The sequence below is a fragment of the Jiangella rhizosphaerae genome, from assembly GCF_003579925.1.
GTDB lineage: Bacteria > Actinomycetota > Actinomycetes > Jiangellales > Jiangellaceae > Jiangella > Jiangella rhizosphaerae.
Genome location: NZ_QUAL01000188.1, coordinates 39299 through 55076 on the forward strand (window position 1 = coordinate 39299; position 15778 = coordinate 55076).

Sequence of the window (15778 nt, forward strand, 5' to 3'; positions counted from 1 at the left end):
ATCCGAAGAGAGGCAGCTCCACCCATGTCCGTAGGCGAGATCGCCGGGTTGCTGGCCGCGGCCGCGCTGGTGGCGCTGGTCGGCTTCCTCGCCGTGCCGATTCTCAAGCTGGGCCGCACCGTCGACGAGTTCACCCTCGTCGTGCGCGACCTCCGCCAGGAGCACGTCGCGAAGACGGCCACCACGGTCGACGAGACCAACGAGCTGCTCGCCTCCACGAACGCGCAGCTGCAGCGCATCGACGCCATCACGTCGAACGCGCAGACGGTCACCACCAACGTCGCGGCCATGTCGTCGCTGTTCGCCGCGACGCTCGGCGGCCCGCTGGTGCGCACGGCCGCGTTCACCTACGGCGTGCGCCGGGCCATCGCCTCCCGCCGCGACGGCGCGGCCGCCGGCGGTCGTCGCCGCCGGTTCGGAGGCCGGTGATGGGCAAGCTGTTCTGGATCGCCCTCGGCGCCACCGCCGGGGTCCTCGTGGTCCGCCGGCTCACCAAGGCGGCCGAGAGCCTGACGCCGGAGGGCGCGGCCGATCGCGTCGCCGGCGGCCTGCGCAGCCTCGGCGACGCCGTCCGCGAGTTCACCGACGAGGTCCGCGCCGGCATGGCCGAGCGCGACGCCGAGCTGCGCTATGCCCTGGGCATCGCACCTGACGGCACCGGCAAGCCCGGCGTCGCCGATCCCGACGCCGTCGACGACATCTTCTCCGATGGGCCCTCGGCAGGCGGCCCATCGCCCCGTTTCAGCCCGCACCCGAGAGGCACGTTCTGACCATGGAGACCGCCGAGATCCGCCGCCGGTTCCTCGACCACTTCGAGCAGAACGGGCACACCGTCGTCCCCAGCGCCTCGCTGATCTCGCCCGACCCGTCGCTGCTGTTCACGGTGGCGGGCATGGTGCCGTTCATCCCGTACCTCACCGGGCAGCAGGCGGCGCCGTGGCCGCGCGCCACCAGCGTGCAGAAGTGCATCCGCACCGGCGACATCGACGAGGTCGGCAAGACCACCCGCCACGGCACGTTCTTCCAGATGAACGGCAACTTCTCCTTCGGCGACTACTTCAAGGAAGGCGCCATCACCCACGCCTGGGACCTCATCACGAAGTCCCGGTCCGACGGCGGCTACGGGTTCCCCGAGGACAAGATCTGGGTCACCGTCTACCACGACGACGACGAGGCCGCTGAGCTGTGGAAGAAGGTCGCCGGCCTGCCCGACGAGCGCATCCAGCGCCGCGGCCTGCTCGACAACTACTGGCACACCGGCCAGCCCGGCCCCGGCGGCCCGTGCAGCGAGATCTACGTCGACCGCGGCCCCGAGCACGGCCCCGACGGCGGCCCCGTCGTCGACGAGGACCGCTTCCTTGAGATCTGGAACCTGGTCTTCATGCAGGAGCAGATCACCGACGTCAAGGCGAAGGACGACTTCGTCGTCGTCGGCGACCTGCCGTCGAAGAACATCGACACCGGCATGGGCCTGGAGCGCGTCGCGTACCTCCTGCAGGGCGTCGACAACATGTACGAGATCGACCAGGTCCGCCCGACCCTGCAGCGCGCGGCCGACCTCTCCGGCAAGCGCTACGGCGCGAACCACGACGACGACGTCCGCATGCGGGTGGTCGCCGACCACGTCCGCAGCTCGCTCATGCTGATCGGCGACGGCGTCACCCCGTCCAACGAGGGCCGCGGCTACGTGCTGCGCCGGCTGCTGCGCCGGTCGGTCCGGGCCATGCGGCTGCTCGGCGTCGACACCACGACGATGCCCGAGCTGCTGCCGGTGGCGAAGGACTGCATGAAGGCGGCGTACCCCGAGCTGGAGTCCGACTTCGCGCGCATCTCCTCCGTCGCGTACGCCGAGGAGGAGGCGTTCCGGCGCACGCTGCAGACCGGCACGCAGATCTTCGACCTCGCCGCCGACGAAGCCAAGCGGGCCGGCGAGTTCGCGCTGCCCGGCGACACCGCGTTCAAGCTGCACGACACCTACGGCTTCCCGATCGACCTCACCCTCGAGATGGCGGCCGAGCAGGGGCTGAAGGTCGACGAGGCGCACTTCCGGCGGCTGATGACCGAGCAGCGCGAGCGGGCCAAGGCCGACGCCAAGGCGAAGAAGACCGGCCGCGCGGACCTCAGCGCGTACCGGCAGCTGCGCGACGCCGGCCCGACGCCGTTCACCGGCTACGAGGAGCTCGAGACCGAGAGCCGGGTCCGCGGCCTGCTGCTCGACGGCGTCGCCGTGCCGGGCGCCAGCGAGGGCGAGACCCTCGAGGTCGTCCTCGACCGCACGCCGTTCTACGCGGAGTCCGGCGGCCAGGACAGCGACGCCGGCGTCATCACCGGCGACGGCTTCGAGCTCGAGGTGCTCGACGTCCAGCGGCCGGTCAAGGGTCTCATCGTGCACCAGGTGCGCGTGCTCAAGGGCGAGGTCATCAGCGGCCAGGACGTCCTCGCCAAGGTCGACCAGGAGTGGCGCGTCGGCGCCTGCCAGGCGCACTCCGGCACGCACATCGTGCACGCCGCGCTGCGCCAGGTGCTCGGCCCGCAGGCCCTGCAGAGCGGGTCGTACAACAAGCCCGGCTACCTGCGGCTGGACTTCGCGTGGGGGCAGGCGCTGGGCGCGCAGACCCGCAGCGAGGTCGAGGAGGTCGCCAACCTCGCCGTCCGCCGCGACCACCCGGTCTCGGCCACGTACATGCCGCTGGAGCGGGCCCGCGAGATCGGCGCGCTCGCGCTGTTCGGCGAGACGTACGACGAGGAGGTGCGCGTCGTCGAGATGGGCGGTTCGTGGTCGCGCGAGCTGTGCGGTGGTACGCACGTGGCGCACTCGTCGCAGGTCGGGCTCATCACGCTGACGGGTGAGAGCTCCGTCGGCGCGGGGTCGCGCCGGGTCGAGGCGTTCGTCGGCATCGAGGGCTTCCGCTACCTCGCGAAGGAGCGCACGCTGGTCAGCCAGCTGGCCGACCTGCTCAAGGTGCAGCCCGACCAGCTGCCCGAGCGGGTCGAGCGGCTGGTCGCGCAGGTCCGCGACGCCGAGAAGGAGCTGGCCAAGGCCCGCTCGTCGCAGCTGGGCGCCCGCGCGGCGGAGCTGGCGGCGTCGGCCCGCGACGTCTACGGCGTCTCGTTCGTCGCGCACGCCGCGCCCGACGGCACCGCCGCCGACGAGCTGCGCTCGCTGGCGTTGGACGTCCGCGGCCGGCTCGGCAACGAGCGGCCCGCGGTCGTCGCGGTGGCCGGCGCCGGCGACAGTGGGCGGCCCAGTGTGGTCGTCGCCGTCAACGAGCCGGGCCGCGAGTGGGGCGTCAAGGCCGGCGCGCTGGTCCGCGTGGCCGCGCAGACACTCGGTGGTGGCGGCGGCGGCAAGGACGACGTCGCGCAGGGCGGCGGCACCGACGCCGGCAAGATCGGCGAGGCGTTGACGCAGGTCGAACACGCTCTCGGCCAGGCCGTGACGCGCTAGTGCGGGTAGGCGTCAGGCTGGGGGTCGATGTCGGGACGGTCCGGATCGGGGTCGCCTCGTGCGATCGCGACGGCCTGATCGCCACGCCGGTCGAGACCGTCCGGCGCGGCAAGGGCGACCTGCGGCGGATCCGCGAGCTGGCGCGCGAGTACGAGGCGATCGAGGTCGTGCTCGGATTACCGCGTAGTCTCGATGGAAAGGAACACGCGGCGGCCGCGCACGCCCGGGCCTTTGGTGCGGATTTGGCCCGATATGTGGCACCATGCCCGGTGCGACTGGTCGACGAACGGCTGAGCACGACCGTCGCCGCGCGTGGGATGCGAGCCAGCGGTGTCTCGTCGCGTGCGGGACGCCCGGCGGTCGACCAGGCCGCCGCGATGGTGATCCTGCAAGATGCGCTGGACGCCGAGCGTGCGACCGGCGAGCCGCCTGGAGAGGTGCTGACGGTAACCGATGAGTGACCTGTACACGTCGGACACGTCGGAGGAGGAGGTCATCCGCCCCCGGCGTCAGCGGCGGCGCCGCCGCAAGCGCAGCCGGTTCGGCTCGTTCGTGGCGGTCCTGGCCTCGCTGGCCGTCATCGGCGCGGTGCTGGGCGGCATCTACTACGGCGGCAATGCGGTGCTCAACAGTGTCGACGGCCTGTTCGGCGAGCCCGAGGACTTCCCGGGCCCGGGCACCGGCGAGGTCCCCGTCACCATCGAGGAGGGCGCCACGCTGCGGGCCATGGGCGCCACGCTGGTCGAGGCCGGCGTCGTCGCCAGCCAGGACGCCTTCATCGCCGCCGCCGACCAGAACCCCGACGCGCGCTCCATCCAGCCCGGCAACTACGTGCTGCGCAGCGAGATGAGCGCCGCCGACGCCGTCGCGGCACTGGTGTCGGGCGCGGGCGGCGAGCGGGTCTCGCTGGCCGAGGGCCTGCGGGTCCGGCAGACGGTGGAACGGCTGGCCGAGACCTCCGGCTTCACCGTCGAGGAGCTGCAGGCCGCCGTCGACGCCGCGACGCTGCCCGAGTATACCGAGGGCGACCCGGAGGGCTTCCTGTTCCCGGCCTCGTACGGCCTCGGCGGCGACGTCACGCCGGAGTCGCTGGTCGCCGCCATGGTGGCCCGGTTCGAGCAGGCAGCGACCGAGGTCGACCTGGTCAACCGCGCCGCGGCGCTCGGCTACACCCCGCGCGAGATCGTCACCGTCGCCAGCATCGTGCAGCGCGAGGTCCGCCGCGAGGAGGACATGCCCCGGGTCGCCGAGGTCATCTACAACCGGCTCACCGGCGCCTGCGCGGCCAACGGCGTGGTCCAGGAGCGGCTGCAGATGGACTCCACCGTCCACTACGCCTTCGACGACTACACCACCGTCTACACGACCCCGGAGCAGCGCCAGAGCGACAGCCCGTACAACACCTACCGGGTGTCCGGGCTGCCGCCGGGTCCCATCGCGTCGCCCGGCGAGGCGGCGCTGGCGGCCGCGCTGAACCCGTCCAGCGACGGCTACTGCTACTTCGTCGCGGTCAACCTCGAGACCGGCGAGACGGCGTTCGGCGTCACCCCGGAGGACCAGCAGGCCAACGAGGCCCAGTTGGACGAGTACTGCCGGGAGAGCGACCTGTGCTGACCCGCTGCGCGGTGCTCGGCTCGCCGATCGCGCACTCGCTGTCGCCGGTGATCCACCGTGCCGCGTACCGCCGGCTGGGGCTGGACTGGCACTACACCGCGCACGAGGTGACCGAGGGGGAGCTGCCCGGCTTCCTCGCCGGGCTGGGGCCGGAGTGGCGCGGCCTCTCGCTGACCATGCCGCTGAAGCGGGTGGCGCTGGACCTCGCGACGACGGCCTCCGACGTCGCGGCCACCGTCGGGGCGGCGAACACCCTGGTCCGCCGTGCCGACGGCGGCTGGGACGCCGACAACACCGACGTGCCCGGGGTGGTGGCGACACTGCGCGAGGCCGGGGCGGACGTCGCACGGCCGGTGTGCCTGTGGGGCGGCGGCGCGACGGCGGCGAGCGTGCTGGCGGCGCTGGCGTTCCTCGAGAGCGGGCCGGTGCACGTGCACGTCCGGTCCTCGGCCCGCGCCGGGGCCGCGCTGGCGGTGGCGGCCGCGCTCGGGCATCCGGCGGAACCGGCGCCCTGGGCGGTGCTGCCCGCCTGCGCCGACGCCGGGGTGACGGTGTCGACGGCCCCGTCCGGCGCGCTGGACGAGCTCGCGTCCACGCTGGTCGGCAGCATCGACGACACCGCCGGCCGGGTGCTGTTCGACGTCGTCTACGACCCGTGGCCCACGCCGGTCGCCGCCGTGTGGCAGGCGGCCGGGGGCACGGTGGCCAGCGGGCTGGACCTGCTGGCCCACCAGGCGGTCGGCCAGCTGCGCCTGATGACCGGCGAGGACGTCCCGGTGGATCTGCTGCGGTCGGCGGCGCTCGCGGCGATGGGCGCCCGCGCGTGACCCTGGTGCTCGCGCTAGGCGCGGCCGGCCTGGTCGCCGGCGCCCTGCTGCCGCGGCTGATCGCCCGCATACCGGACCGCCCGCCTATCGCCGTCCCGTCCGATCGGGAACCGGTCTCGCCCGAGGCGGACCCCCTGCCCCCGGAGGCGGAGCCCGTCCCACCCGAGCTGGTCGAGGGCGGCCGGCCGGCCACACCGATCCCGTACCGCGACCTCGCCGCCGCGCCGCGGCTCGCCGCCTGGCTCGCCGTCGCGACGGCGGCCGTCTGGGCGCTGCTGGCCCTGGCCCGCGACGGCGCGGCCGGCGCACCCGAGGACCTCCCGGCGTACCTGGTGGTCGGCCTGCTGGGCGTCGCGATGGCCTACGTCGACCTCCGCACCCAGCTGCTGCCGGACTGGCTGACGCTGACGGCGTTCGGTGCGGCCGGGGCGTGGCTCACGGTCGCGGCGGCGCTCACCGGCGACTGGGGCGCGTACGGACGGGCCTGGGCGGCGGCCGGCGCCTGTCTGGCGTTCTACCTGCTGCTGGCGCTGCTCCGGCCGGCCGACCTCGGACTCGGCGACGTGAAGCTGTCGGCGTCGCTGGGTCTGCTGCTCGGGTGGGCCGGCTGGACGACGGTCGCCTCCGGGGTGTTCCTCGCCTTCCTGGCCGGCGGCGTCATCGGCATCGTGCTGCTGGTGGCGGGGCGGGCGGGCCGGCGGACGACCCTCCCGTTCGGCCCGCCGATGCTGCTCGGGGCGCTGGCCGCCCTGCTCGTGGCCTAACCCCCTGCCCCGCGCTCGTTGATCTTGGAGTTGTTCGGCAATCCCGGCCCGAAATGTCCGATAGATGGCCGAAGAACTCCAAGATCAACTTCGGTTTGGGGAGTGGGCCGGCGGCGTGACGGCTCCACAGGGGAGGGGGCGGGTCAGGAGCGGCGAGGTCGCCGGTCGATGGCGCGGCGGACGCGGTCGCACAGCTGTGACGGGTGGCGCAGGTCCTCCGCGGTGACGCGGACGACCACCCAGCCATGGTCGCGCAGCACCTCGTCCCGAGCGACATCGGACCGCCAGCGCCGCTTGGTGATGCGGTGCACGTCGCCCTCGTACTGGATGGCCACCTGGGCGTCCTCGTAGGCCAGGTCCGGCCGGCCGATCCAGCCGCCGTGCTCGTCGCCCAGGTCAGGATTGACCGCCGGTTCGGGCAGGCCGCCGTGGTTGGTCAGGATCAGCCGCAGCCGGGTCTCTTGCGGCGAGTCGACGCGGTCGCGGACCAGCCGGGCAAGCGACCGCGCCCGCACCACGCGCCGTCGCCGACGGGCCGTGTCGGCCGCTTCGACCAGCCGCGCCGGTGTCGTCAGCCCGCGGCGCACCATCGCATCGCCGATGACCACCAGTTCGGTGTCGCTGCGCGTCAGCGACAGGTCCAGCCACGTCCGTTCAGGCGTGGTGATCCGCACGCCGCGGTGCAGCGTCACCGCGCCCGGGCAGAGCCCTTGGTGCGGCTCCAACCCGGCCCGGCGTCGCGGCACTGTGCCCGGCGGGACGATCACCTGCACCACCGGCGGCGCCTGGACCGGCAACTCGTACCACGCGGCCGCCGTCGCCCCGTACAACGCCGCCTCGGCGGGCAACGCCAGCAACCACGCCCGCACCGCGAGCTCGTCGTCGGTGGGCCGTTCCCGTTCGACGTAGACGCCCCGGTGGAGCCGGCGATAGGTCCGTCCTCCGAGCTGGTCCTTGCTGACACCCGCCGCGCGCGCGTCGGCGTACCGGAACACCGCGCCGGCCAGCACCGCGGGAACCGGTGCCGGCCGGCGCCCGGGTCGGTAGCGCGGAGGCCGCATGCGCCCACCGTCGCCGATCGATCAGTCGCTCGCTCGGCCGGAACGCCGAAATGTGGATGACCCGGCCAACCGGTTCCACCTGTGGACAACGCGCCGCTCCACCCACCCGGCGTTGATCTTGGAGTTGTTCGGCAATTCCAGTCCGAAATGCCCGATAGATGGCCGAACAACTCCAAGATCAACGGGAGTCGGGGGAGGGGCGGCCGGGCGGCGGCGCGCCGGGTCAGGTGCGGCCTTCGGCCTCCTGGGCGCTGAACAGCGTCGGGTCGGGACGGCTCCACTCGGCCTCGTAGACGGTGAAGCCGGCCGCGCGGGCGGCGGCGCAGACGGCGGGGTCGTCGTCGACCAGCATGGCGACCTCGCGGTGGGACGAGAGTCGCTGGAGGACGCCGACCTTGAACAGCCGGGCCGGCCGGCGGTCGTCGTCGGGGCGGAGCATGAGCGTGCCGGCCGGCGCGCCGTGGTCGGCCAGCCAGGACCGGGTGACGGCGCGGGTGCGCTCCGGCCGGCCGCTGAGGTAGACGACCTCGTGCTCGTGCGCGAGCAGCGTGACCAGCTCGATGCCCTCGGCGTACGGGGTGTCGTCGCCCATCGCACCGAAGAAGCCGGCCCAGTCCTTCGGCCGCCGCTTCAGGTGGTGCAGGCGGTGCTGGACGTCGGCGAGGACGCCGTCGATGTCGACGACGGCGAGGGGGCGGGTCATGGGTCTCCAGGCAGGACGTAGCGGTAACCGGCGGCGTCGAGGCCGGTGAGGATCTGCTCGAGCGCCGCGACCGTCTGGGAGCGGTCGCCGCCGCCGTCGTGCAGCAGGATGACCGCCCCCGGCTCGAGCTGCTCCAGCACCTCCTGGACGATCGACGCCGTCCCGGGGCGCGACCAGTCGCGGGGGTCGACAGTCCAGTCCAGCGGCTCGAGGTCGTGGTCGTCGAGGACGGCCTCGACGGGCGGCTGCACGTACGTGGCCGGCTGCCGGAACCAGCGCACCTCGGTGTCGCCGCCGACGGCGTCGTCGAGGGCCTCGTCGGTCTCGGTGATCTGCCGCTCGATCTGCTCGCGGGTGCGCTCGGACAGCTTCTCGTCATGGGTATCGGTGTGGTTGCACAGCGCGTGCCCGGCGTCGACGACCTGGCGGACGACCTCGGGGTGCTCGCGGACGCGCTGGCCGACCATGCAGAAGACGGCGATCGCGTCGTGCTCCTCGAGCAGGTCCAGCACCTGCGGGGTGTAGACGGGATGCGGGCCGTCGTCGAAGGTCAGGGTGACGGTGTAGTCCTCGGCGTCGCCGCCGGTGTCCGGGTTGGTCTCGCCATCGCTGTCACCGGAACCGTCACCGGAACCGTCACCGGACCCGCCGCCCGAGCCGTCATCGGACCCGCCGTCACCGGACGCCGGCCCGCCGCCGGAGCCGGGGGAGGTGGTCGCGGACGGCCCGGCCGTCGGCTCGTCCTCGCCGGCACCGCTGTTCTCCGCCCCGACGGCGACGAGGCCGAGCAGGATGCCGATGAGGATGGTGGCCGGCCAGGACAGGTTGTTCACCGGTGCCACCTCCCTCTGGCGCTCGTCGACCCATGATCATAGAGTTCGGCGGGGCCGAAACGGGACAGGCGCGCCCGGAGAGGTCAGCAGTTCGGGCGGCACTGCCGTTCGATCATGGCCTGGACGAACACGCTCTGGATGTCGCTGGGGTCCTCGGCGTGGTAGGCCGTCGTGCCGGTGGCGGCGGAGATCTGCTGCAGCGCCTCCATGTCCGCCTCCGGGCCCATGCCGATGGTGATGACCGGCACCGGCGCGGCGGGGTCGAACTGCGCGGTCAGCTGGGTCAGCAGCGTCTCGAGGTCGATGCCGTCGGGGTCGTCCTCGTTGCGGCCGTCGGTGAGCAGCACGACGGAGTTGACCACGCCGGCCTGGTAGCTGCTGCGCATCTCCTGGAACGCGGCCAGCACGGTGTCGTAGAGGCCCGTGCCGCCGTCGGCGATCGAGGGCAGCGACTCGACGGCGGCGACCAGCGCCTCCTGCCGAGGCGTGCCGTCCTCGAGCGGCTGGTTCATCGGCCCGACGTCGACCAGGCGGACGTAGTCGTTGGGCGGGTCCTGCAGGATCGAGAACGCCCAGAGCCCGACCGAGGCGTCCGGCGGGAACAGCCGCAGCGCCTCCAGTGCGGCGTCGCGGGTCAGCTCCATGCGGGTCGCACCGCCGTCGACCTGCTCGTTCATCGACCCGGACACGTCGATGACGGCGAGCATGCGCATGTCCAGCGCGAGAGCCGCCCACTGCCGCGACAGTTCGGTGATCAGCTCCGGCTCGGGTGGGGGCAGCAGCTCCGGCAGGTCCGGGCGGATGCCGTCGACGATCCCCGCGTCGGCGTCGGCGGTGCCGTCGGGGCTGCGGAAGCCGGCCCGCCGGATCGCCTCCTGCGCCTCGGCGGACCCGAGGTAGGTGACGAACGCGGCGGCCGCCGTCCGCGCGTCCTCGTCCTCCTCGGCCCCGGACACCGCCAGCGCGGGGTAGTCGAACCCGAACGTGCCTTCGGCGGGGTAGAGGGCGGTCAGCCGCGGGCCGGAGCCCTCGCGGTTGAACGCGACGACGGCCTGCTCGGTGGCGGTGAACGCGGCCGGCGACTCCGCGACGGCGGCGAAGGCGTCGTCGACGGTGGGCACGGCGGCCTGCGACACCCGCGTCATCACCTCGACCAGCTGGTCGCGCGGGACGTCGTCGCCCAGTGCCGTGCGGACGGCGACCAGACTGGCGATGCCCTCGTCGTTGGCGGCCGGGTCGGCGAGCACGGCGGCCGCCTCGCCCTCCAGCAGCGCGGACCACGAGATCTGCGCGTCCTCCCCGCCGGCCGCCGCCGCTGCCTCCTGCGGCATCGCGACGACCAGCGGCGACAGCGCGACGCTGGCCAGCTGGTCGAGGAGTCCCTCGTCGACGGGCGGGCCGAACGCCCGGGTCTTGGGGATCCACAGGTCCGGCGCCTCGGCGTTGCCGAACGTGGGCACGGCCGACGCCGCCGTACTGGCGACGACGTCGACCTCGACGCACAGGTCGCCCTGGCGCGGATCGGTCTCGGCGTAAGTTCTGGCGACGTCGGTGAGCACCGGCGCGATGGTCGGGTCGGCGGCGACGGTGACCGGCAGCGGCCCGTCGCACTCACCGTCGCCGGAGTCCAGGACGGACGCCACGCCGAGTCCCGCCGCGCCGATGAGCGCGACGGCGATGGCGGACAGGCCGAGCCGGCGCAGCCAGGGCGACGGCGCGGCCGGCCGGTGCGAGGCGTGGCGTCCTGGCATGAATGGCGGCTCCGGGCGAGTCGTGGGATAGCAGACTAACCGGGAGCATTGGGACTCCGGTAATGACGAGTCACTTGTGTCGTGCATGACACGCGCGGTCACGTGACCGTGCGTGATCGCCCGGCGCCTCGCCGCCACTCACCTCACCAGGTTGATCTTGGAGTTGTTCGGCCATCTACCGGACATTTCACCCTGTAATTGCCGAACAACTCCAAGATCAACGGAATGGCGCGGAGAGTGGGCCGGGGCGTCGTCAGTCGGCCGCGGGCGCGGCCGGCTCGACGTGGGCGTCGGTTCCCGGGTAGACCAGGCCCTCGGCGCCGTCGGACCAGCGGACCAGGAACGGCGGGCCGCCGTCGGGTCCGTGCGTCTCGAGTACCTCACCCTCGCGGCGGTGCGAGCCGACCTTCGTCCCCTCGACCACCAGACGGTCACCGTCGTGTGCGTGCACGGTTCTCGACCTCCCTCGAGCGAGCCCGAACGGTCACCTCCCAGCGTGCTCCCGCCGGGCCGCGGACGGCAACAGCCTCAGCGGCTGAGCTTCTGGTACCGGCGGATCGAGAGCGGGACGAAGATCGCCAGGAGCACCAGCGGCCAGCCGACTGCCAGCAGCAGGCTGTGCTGCGCCGCCCACGAGTCACCGCCGAAGCCGGGGTTGCCGAACAGCTCGCGCGACGCCGCCACCGTCGACGACAGGGGGTTCCACTCCGACACCGCACCCAGCCAGTCAGGCATCAGCTCCGGCGCGACGAACACGTTGGACAGCGCCGTCAGCGGGAACGCGGCCGGGAAGACGATGACGCCGACGGTGTCGGGGTTGGGCACGACCAGGCCCAGGTAGATGCCGACCCAGGTGATGGCGAACCGTAGCAGCAGGATCAGCCCGACGGCGGCCAGCGCGTCGCCGATGCCGTTACGCCACTGCCAGCCAACCAGCAGGCCGCAGACCACCAGCGTCGACATCTCGAGCACGGCCCGGATGAGGTCGGCGGCACTGCGCCCGGCCACCAGCGCCGAGCGGGCCATGGGCATGGACCGGAACCGGTCGACCACGCCGCGGCCGACGTCGAACGCGACGCCGGTGGCCGTGGCGCCCAGGCCGTACAGCATGGTCATCGCGAACACGCCGGGGAGCAGGAACTCGCGGTAGCTGCCGCCGCCGGGCAGCGCCATGCCGCTGCCGAACACGTAGCCGAAGACCAGCACGAACATGATCGGCAGCGTGAAGTAGATGACGACCTCTTCGGGCGCCCGGACGACGTGCGCCATGTTGCGCTTCGTCATCACCCAGCCGTCGGCGGCCGCCCAGCGCAGCCGCGCCAGGGGAGTGCGGGCGGGCGGGGGAGCGACCAGGGCCGGGGCCTGCTGCAGCATCGTGCTCATGCGGCGGTCTCCTTGACGACGTCGGGCTCGGCACGGTGGCCGGTCAGGTGCAGGAAGGCTTCGTCGAGCGTGGGGCGGCGCAGGCCGATGTCCTCGGCGACGACGCCGGCCAGTTGGAGCTCGCGGACGGCCTCGGTGAGCGCGGCCATCCGGTCGGCGACGGGTGCGCTCACCCGGCGGGTGTCGGCGTCGAGCTCGGGCTCGGCGGTGCCGATGCGGGCGACGACGGCGGCAGCGGGGCCCAGCTGGGCGGCGTCGCGGACGACGACCTCGATGCGATCGCCGCCGATGCGCGCCTTGAGCTCGTCGGCGGTGCCCTCGGCCACGACGCGGCCGGTGTCGATGACGGAGATCCGGCCCGCCAGCTGGTCGGCCTCCTCCAGGTACTGCGTGGTGAGCAGCACCGTGGTGCCCCCGGCCACCAGGGAGCGGACCGCGTCCCAGACGTCGTTGCGGCTGCGCGGGTCCAGGCCGGTGGTCGGCTCGTCGAGGAACAGCACCTCCGGCGCCAGTATCAGGCTGGCCGCGAGGTCGAGCCGGCGCCGCATGCCGCCGGAGTAGGTCCGCCCGGACCGGTCCGCGGCGTGGGCGAGGTCGAACTGCTCCAGCAGCTCGTCGGCCCGCCGCTTCGCCTGGCGCGCGCCCAGGTGGTAGAGCCGGCCGAACATCACCAGGTTCTGCCGGCCGGACAGCGTCTCGTCCACCGCGGCGTACTGGCCGGTGAGGCCGATGCGGCGGCGCACCTCGTCGGCCTCGCCGACGACGTCGTATCCCGCGACCCGGGCACTGCCGGCGTCGAAGCGCAGCAGCGTGGACAGGATGCGGACCGCGGTGGTCTTCCCGGCGCCGTTCGGGCCCAGCAGGCCGTGCACGACACCGCGCTCGACCGTCAGGTCCAGTCCGTCCAGCGCGTAGCGGGGGCCGTACCGCTTGCGCAGGCCTTCGGCGGCGATCGCCGCGTCGTTCGTGGTCACAGCCACCCTCCCGGAGAACTGTTTATGGCGTATAGCACTTGGTTTATGTTGTACACAGTTCTAGGATGGGCGTCAAGCAGGCCGACGACAGGGGAGTGCATGGCGACCGACAACCACCGGCCGGAACCGAACCGCACGCTCGAGCTGCTCTGGGGCGTCCAGCAGCCGCCGTCGCGCGGCCCGAAGCCGGCGCTGTCGCTGCGGCAGATCGTCGACACCGCGATCGCCGTCGCCGATGCCGAGGGCGTGGGCGCGGTCTCCATGCGCCGCGTGGCCGACGAGCTCGGGTTCACGACGATGTCGCTCTACCGGTACGTGCCCAGCAAGACCGACCTGCTCGAGCTCATGGTCGAGCACGCCTCCGAGGTGCCCGACGTGCCGCCGGAGCTGTCCGGCTGGCGCGACAAGCTGCGCTGGTGGGCCACCGACACCGCGCAGATCTACCAGCGGCGGCGGTGGGCCCTCGACGTCCCCCTGAACGCGCCGCCGATGGGACCCAACCAGATCAAGCGCATGGAGCAGGCACTGGCCGCACTCGACGAAACCGGCCTCAGCGGGGGAGAGATGGTGGGCATCCTGGTCGTGCTCAGCGGTTACGTCCGCGGTCACGCCCAGCTGGCCACCACGCTGGCCGACGTCGAATCCCGCACCGGCGCGTCCCAGCAGGCGTGGGACACGGCCTACGGCCGCATGCTGACGGAGTTCGTCGATCCCGAGCGGCACCCGACGCTGGCCCGCATCGTCGCCGAGGGCGGCTTCGAGAACGGCCAGGACGAGGACGAGTGGCTGGACGAGGACTTCGGCTTCGGGCTCGAGCTGGTCCTCGACGGCATCGCCCGGTACGTCGAACGGCGCCAGGGATCGATGTCCCCCGAGTGACATCGTGCATTGTCACTCGGGGGCCATTCTGCCGAAGCACGTGATGGCGAGGAACAGGTTGCACTAGCGTGGGCCACCTGCTATTCGCGTGATCTTCGGCGGGGGCCCCAGATGGCCGACACGGTCGCACAGTCCGCACAGAAGGTGACGCTGGCGACGCTGACGGCCATGGTGGTCGGCTCGATGGTGGGCGCCGGCGTCTTCTCGCTGCCGCAGCGGTTCGGCAGCGAGACGGGGTGGCCGGTGCGCTGGTCGCCTGGGCCATCGCCGGCGGCGGCATGCTCATGCTGGCCTTCGTCTTCCAGACGCTCGCCGTCAGGCGGCCCGACCTCGACGCCGGTGTGTACGCGTACGCGAAGGCCGGCTTCGGGGAGTACCTCGGTTTCTTCTCCGCCTTCGGCTACTGGGCCAGCGCCTGCGTCGGCAACGTGACGTACTGGGTGCTGATCATGTCGACGGTGGGCGCCGTGGCGCCCGCACTCGGCGAGGGCGACACCGCGCTGGCCATCGTGCTCAGCAGCCTCGGGTTGTGGACGTTCTACCTGCTCATTCGCCGCGGGGTGCAGGAGGCCACGGCGATCAACCGCATCGTGACCATCGCGAAGGTCATCCCGATCGTCGTCTTCGTCATCCTCGCCGTGTTCTACCTCGACCCCCGGGTGTTCGCGGACAACTGGAGTGGCGGCGACACCTACGGCTCCCTGTTCGACCAGGTGAGAGGGACGATGCTGGCGACGGTGTTCGTGTTCCTCGGCGTCGAGGGGGCCAGCGTCTACTCCCGGCACGCGCGCCGGCGCGAGGACGTCGGCCGCGCCACCCTGCTCGGCTTCCTCATGGTGCTGAGCATCTTCGCGTCGGTCACCATCGTCTCCTACGGCATCCTGCCCGGCGACGAGCTGGCCGAGCTGCGCCAGCCGTCGATGGCCGGGGTGCTCGAGGCCGCGGTGGGGCAGTGGGGCGAGGTCTTCGTCAGCGTGGGGCTGATCGTCTCGGTCCTCGGGGCGTACCTCGCGTGGACGCTGATGGCCGCCGAGGTGCTGTTCGTCGCCGCGGCGGACGACGACATGCCGCGCTTCCTGGGCCGCAAGACCGCCGCCGACGTACCCGGGCCGGCGTTGCTGATGACGACGGTGCTCGTGCAGATCGTGCTCGTCATCACGGCGTTCTCGGAGGACGCGTTCAACTTCGCGCTCAACCTGACCAGCGCCCTGACGCTGATCCCGTTCCTCCTCGCCGCCGGGTACGCCGCGAAGCTGGCCCTCGGCATGGACGCCGCCTGGCCCCGCGGACCGGCGCGCGAGGTCGTCGTGGGGGTGATCGCGACGCTCTACACGGCGTTCCTGCTGTACGCCGCGGGGCCGAAGTACATCCTCGTCTCCTTCATCGTCTACGCCCTGGCCACCGTGCTGTTCGTTCTGGCCCGCCGCGAGCGAGGCCGGGCTCCGTTCAGCGGCGGCGAGCTGGTCATTCTCGCCGTGTCCCTCGCCGGGGCCGTGACCGGCGTCGTCGCCCTGGCCCTGGGCTGGATCAGCCTCTGACCG

General features: G+C 72.7%; 15 protein-coding genes and 1 pseudogene. 9 read left to right on the forward strand and 7 right to left on the reverse strand.

Annotated features, from left to right (window positions below; translation table 11 throughout):
• Positions 1-24 precede the first annotated feature (24 nt).
• The 7 genes from DY240_RS21115 to DY240_RS21145 are packed head-to-tail and all read left to right on the forward strand — an operon-like array spanning position 25 to position 6653.
• Positions 25-429 carry a DUF948 domain-containing protein gene (locus tag DY240_RS21115; RefSeq protein ID WP_119661816.1) on the forward strand — a complete coding sequence of 135 codons (405 nt, stop codon included), beginning with the start codon at positions 25-27 and terminating at the stop codon, positions 427-429.
• The gene (locus DY240_RS32960; RefSeq protein WP_199701939.1) at positions 429-770 is read left to right on the forward strand and encodes a DUF6167 family protein; all 342 of its coding nucleotides are present in this window, start codon (positions 429-431) and stop codon (positions 768-770) included. Before DY240_RS21115 ends, DY240_RS32960 begins: the two co-directional genes overlap by 1 nt.
• 2 nt (positions 771-772) lie before the next feature.
• Positions 773-3448: an alanine--tRNA ligase gene (gene alaS, locus DY240_RS21125; protein WP_119661817.1), complete on the forward strand. Its 2676-nt coding sequence runs from the start codon at positions 773-775 to the stop codon at positions 3446-3448.
• A complete protein-coding gene (gene ruvX / locus DY240_RS21130) occupies positions 3448-3909 on the forward strand; it encodes a Holliday junction resolvase RuvX (RefSeq protein WP_119661818.1) in 462 nt (153 codons plus the stop codon). The genes alaS and ruvX overlap by 1 nt, the downstream gene beginning before the upstream one ends.
• Positions 3902-5062, forward strand: a complete 1161-nt coding sequence (mltG, locus tag DY240_RS21135; RefSeq protein ID WP_119661819.1) for an endolytic transglycosylase MltG — start codon at positions 3902-3904, stop codon at positions 5060-5062. Before ruvX ends, mltG begins: the two co-directional genes overlap by 8 nt.
• A complete protein-coding gene (locus tag DY240_RS21140; RefSeq protein WP_119661849.1) occupies positions 5059-5889 on the forward strand; it encodes a shikimate dehydrogenase in 831 nt (276 codons plus the stop codon). Before mltG ends, DY240_RS21140 begins: the two co-directional genes overlap by 4 nt.
• Positions 5886-6653, forward strand: coding sequence for a prepilin peptidase (locus tag DY240_RS21145; protein WP_119661820.1), 768 nt, complete (start codon positions 5886-5888; stop codon positions 6651-6653). Before DY240_RS21140 ends, DY240_RS21145 begins: the two co-directional genes overlap by 4 nt.
• Before the next feature lie 143 nt (positions 6654-6796).
• On the opposite strand, the gene DY240_RS21150 is transcribed toward DY240_RS21145, so the two are convergent.
• The 7 genes from DY240_RS21150 to DY240_RS21180 all read right to left on the reverse strand — a co-directional run bounded on the left by DY240_RS21150 (position 6797) and on the right by DY240_RS21180 (position 13358).
• Positions 6797-7714 (reverse strand): hypothetical protein, encoded by a 918-nt coding sequence (locus DY240_RS21150; protein WP_147375423.1) that lies wholly within the window; start codon positions 7712-7714, stop codon positions 6797-6799.
• Positions 7715-7937: 223 nt separating this feature from the next.
• Positions 7938-8417 (reverse strand): phosphatase domain-containing protein, encoded by a 480-nt coding sequence (locus DY240_RS21155; protein WP_119661822.1) that lies wholly within the window; start codon positions 8415-8417, stop codon positions 7938-7940.
• Positions 8414-9250 (reverse strand): polysaccharide deacetylase family protein, encoded by an 837-nt coding sequence (locus DY240_RS21160; RefSeq protein WP_158602929.1) that lies wholly within the window; start codon positions 9248-9250, stop codon positions 8414-8416. The genes DY240_RS21155 and DY240_RS21160 overlap by 4 nt, the downstream gene beginning before the upstream one ends.
• A gap of 83 nt (positions 9251-9333) precedes the next feature.
• The gene (locus tag DY240_RS21165) at positions 9334-11001 is read right to left on the reverse strand and encodes a substrate-binding domain-containing protein (RefSeq protein WP_158602930.1); all 1668 of its coding nucleotides are present in this window, start codon (positions 10999-11001) and stop codon (positions 9334-9336) included.
• Between the two features lie 253 nt (positions 11002-11254).
• Positions 11255-11452 (reverse strand): DUF1918 domain-containing protein, encoded by a 198-nt coding sequence (locus DY240_RS21170; RefSeq protein ID WP_119661825.1) that lies wholly within the window; start codon positions 11450-11452, stop codon positions 11255-11257.
• A 77-nt stretch (positions 11453-11529) separates the two neighbouring features.
• Positions 11530-12375 carry an ABC transporter permease gene (locus tag DY240_RS21175; RefSeq protein ID WP_199701954.1) on the reverse strand — a complete coding sequence of 282 codons (846 nt, stop codon included), beginning with the start codon at positions 12373-12375 and terminating at the stop codon, positions 11530-11532.
• Between the two features lie 5 nt (positions 12376-12380).
• Positions 12381-13358: an ATP-binding cassette domain-containing protein gene (locus tag DY240_RS21180; protein ID WP_119661826.1), complete on the reverse strand. Its 978-nt coding sequence runs from the start codon at positions 13356-13358 to the stop codon at positions 12381-12383.
• A 99-nt stretch (positions 13359-13457) separates the two neighbouring features.
• On the opposite strand from DY240_RS21180, the gene DY240_RS21185 reads away from it, so the two are divergent.
• Both DY240_RS21185 and DY240_RS21190 read left to right on the forward strand, forming a co-directional pair.
• Complete coding sequence (locus DY240_RS21185) at positions 13458-14237, forward strand: TetR/AcrR family transcriptional regulator (protein WP_158602931.1); 780 nt, start codon at positions 13458-13460, stop codon at positions 14235-14237.
• 111 nt (positions 14238-14348) lie between these two features.
• Positions 14349-15775: pseudogene (locus DY240_RS21190) on the forward strand (basic amino acid/polyamine antiporter).
• Positions 15776-15778 lie beyond the last annotated feature (3 nt).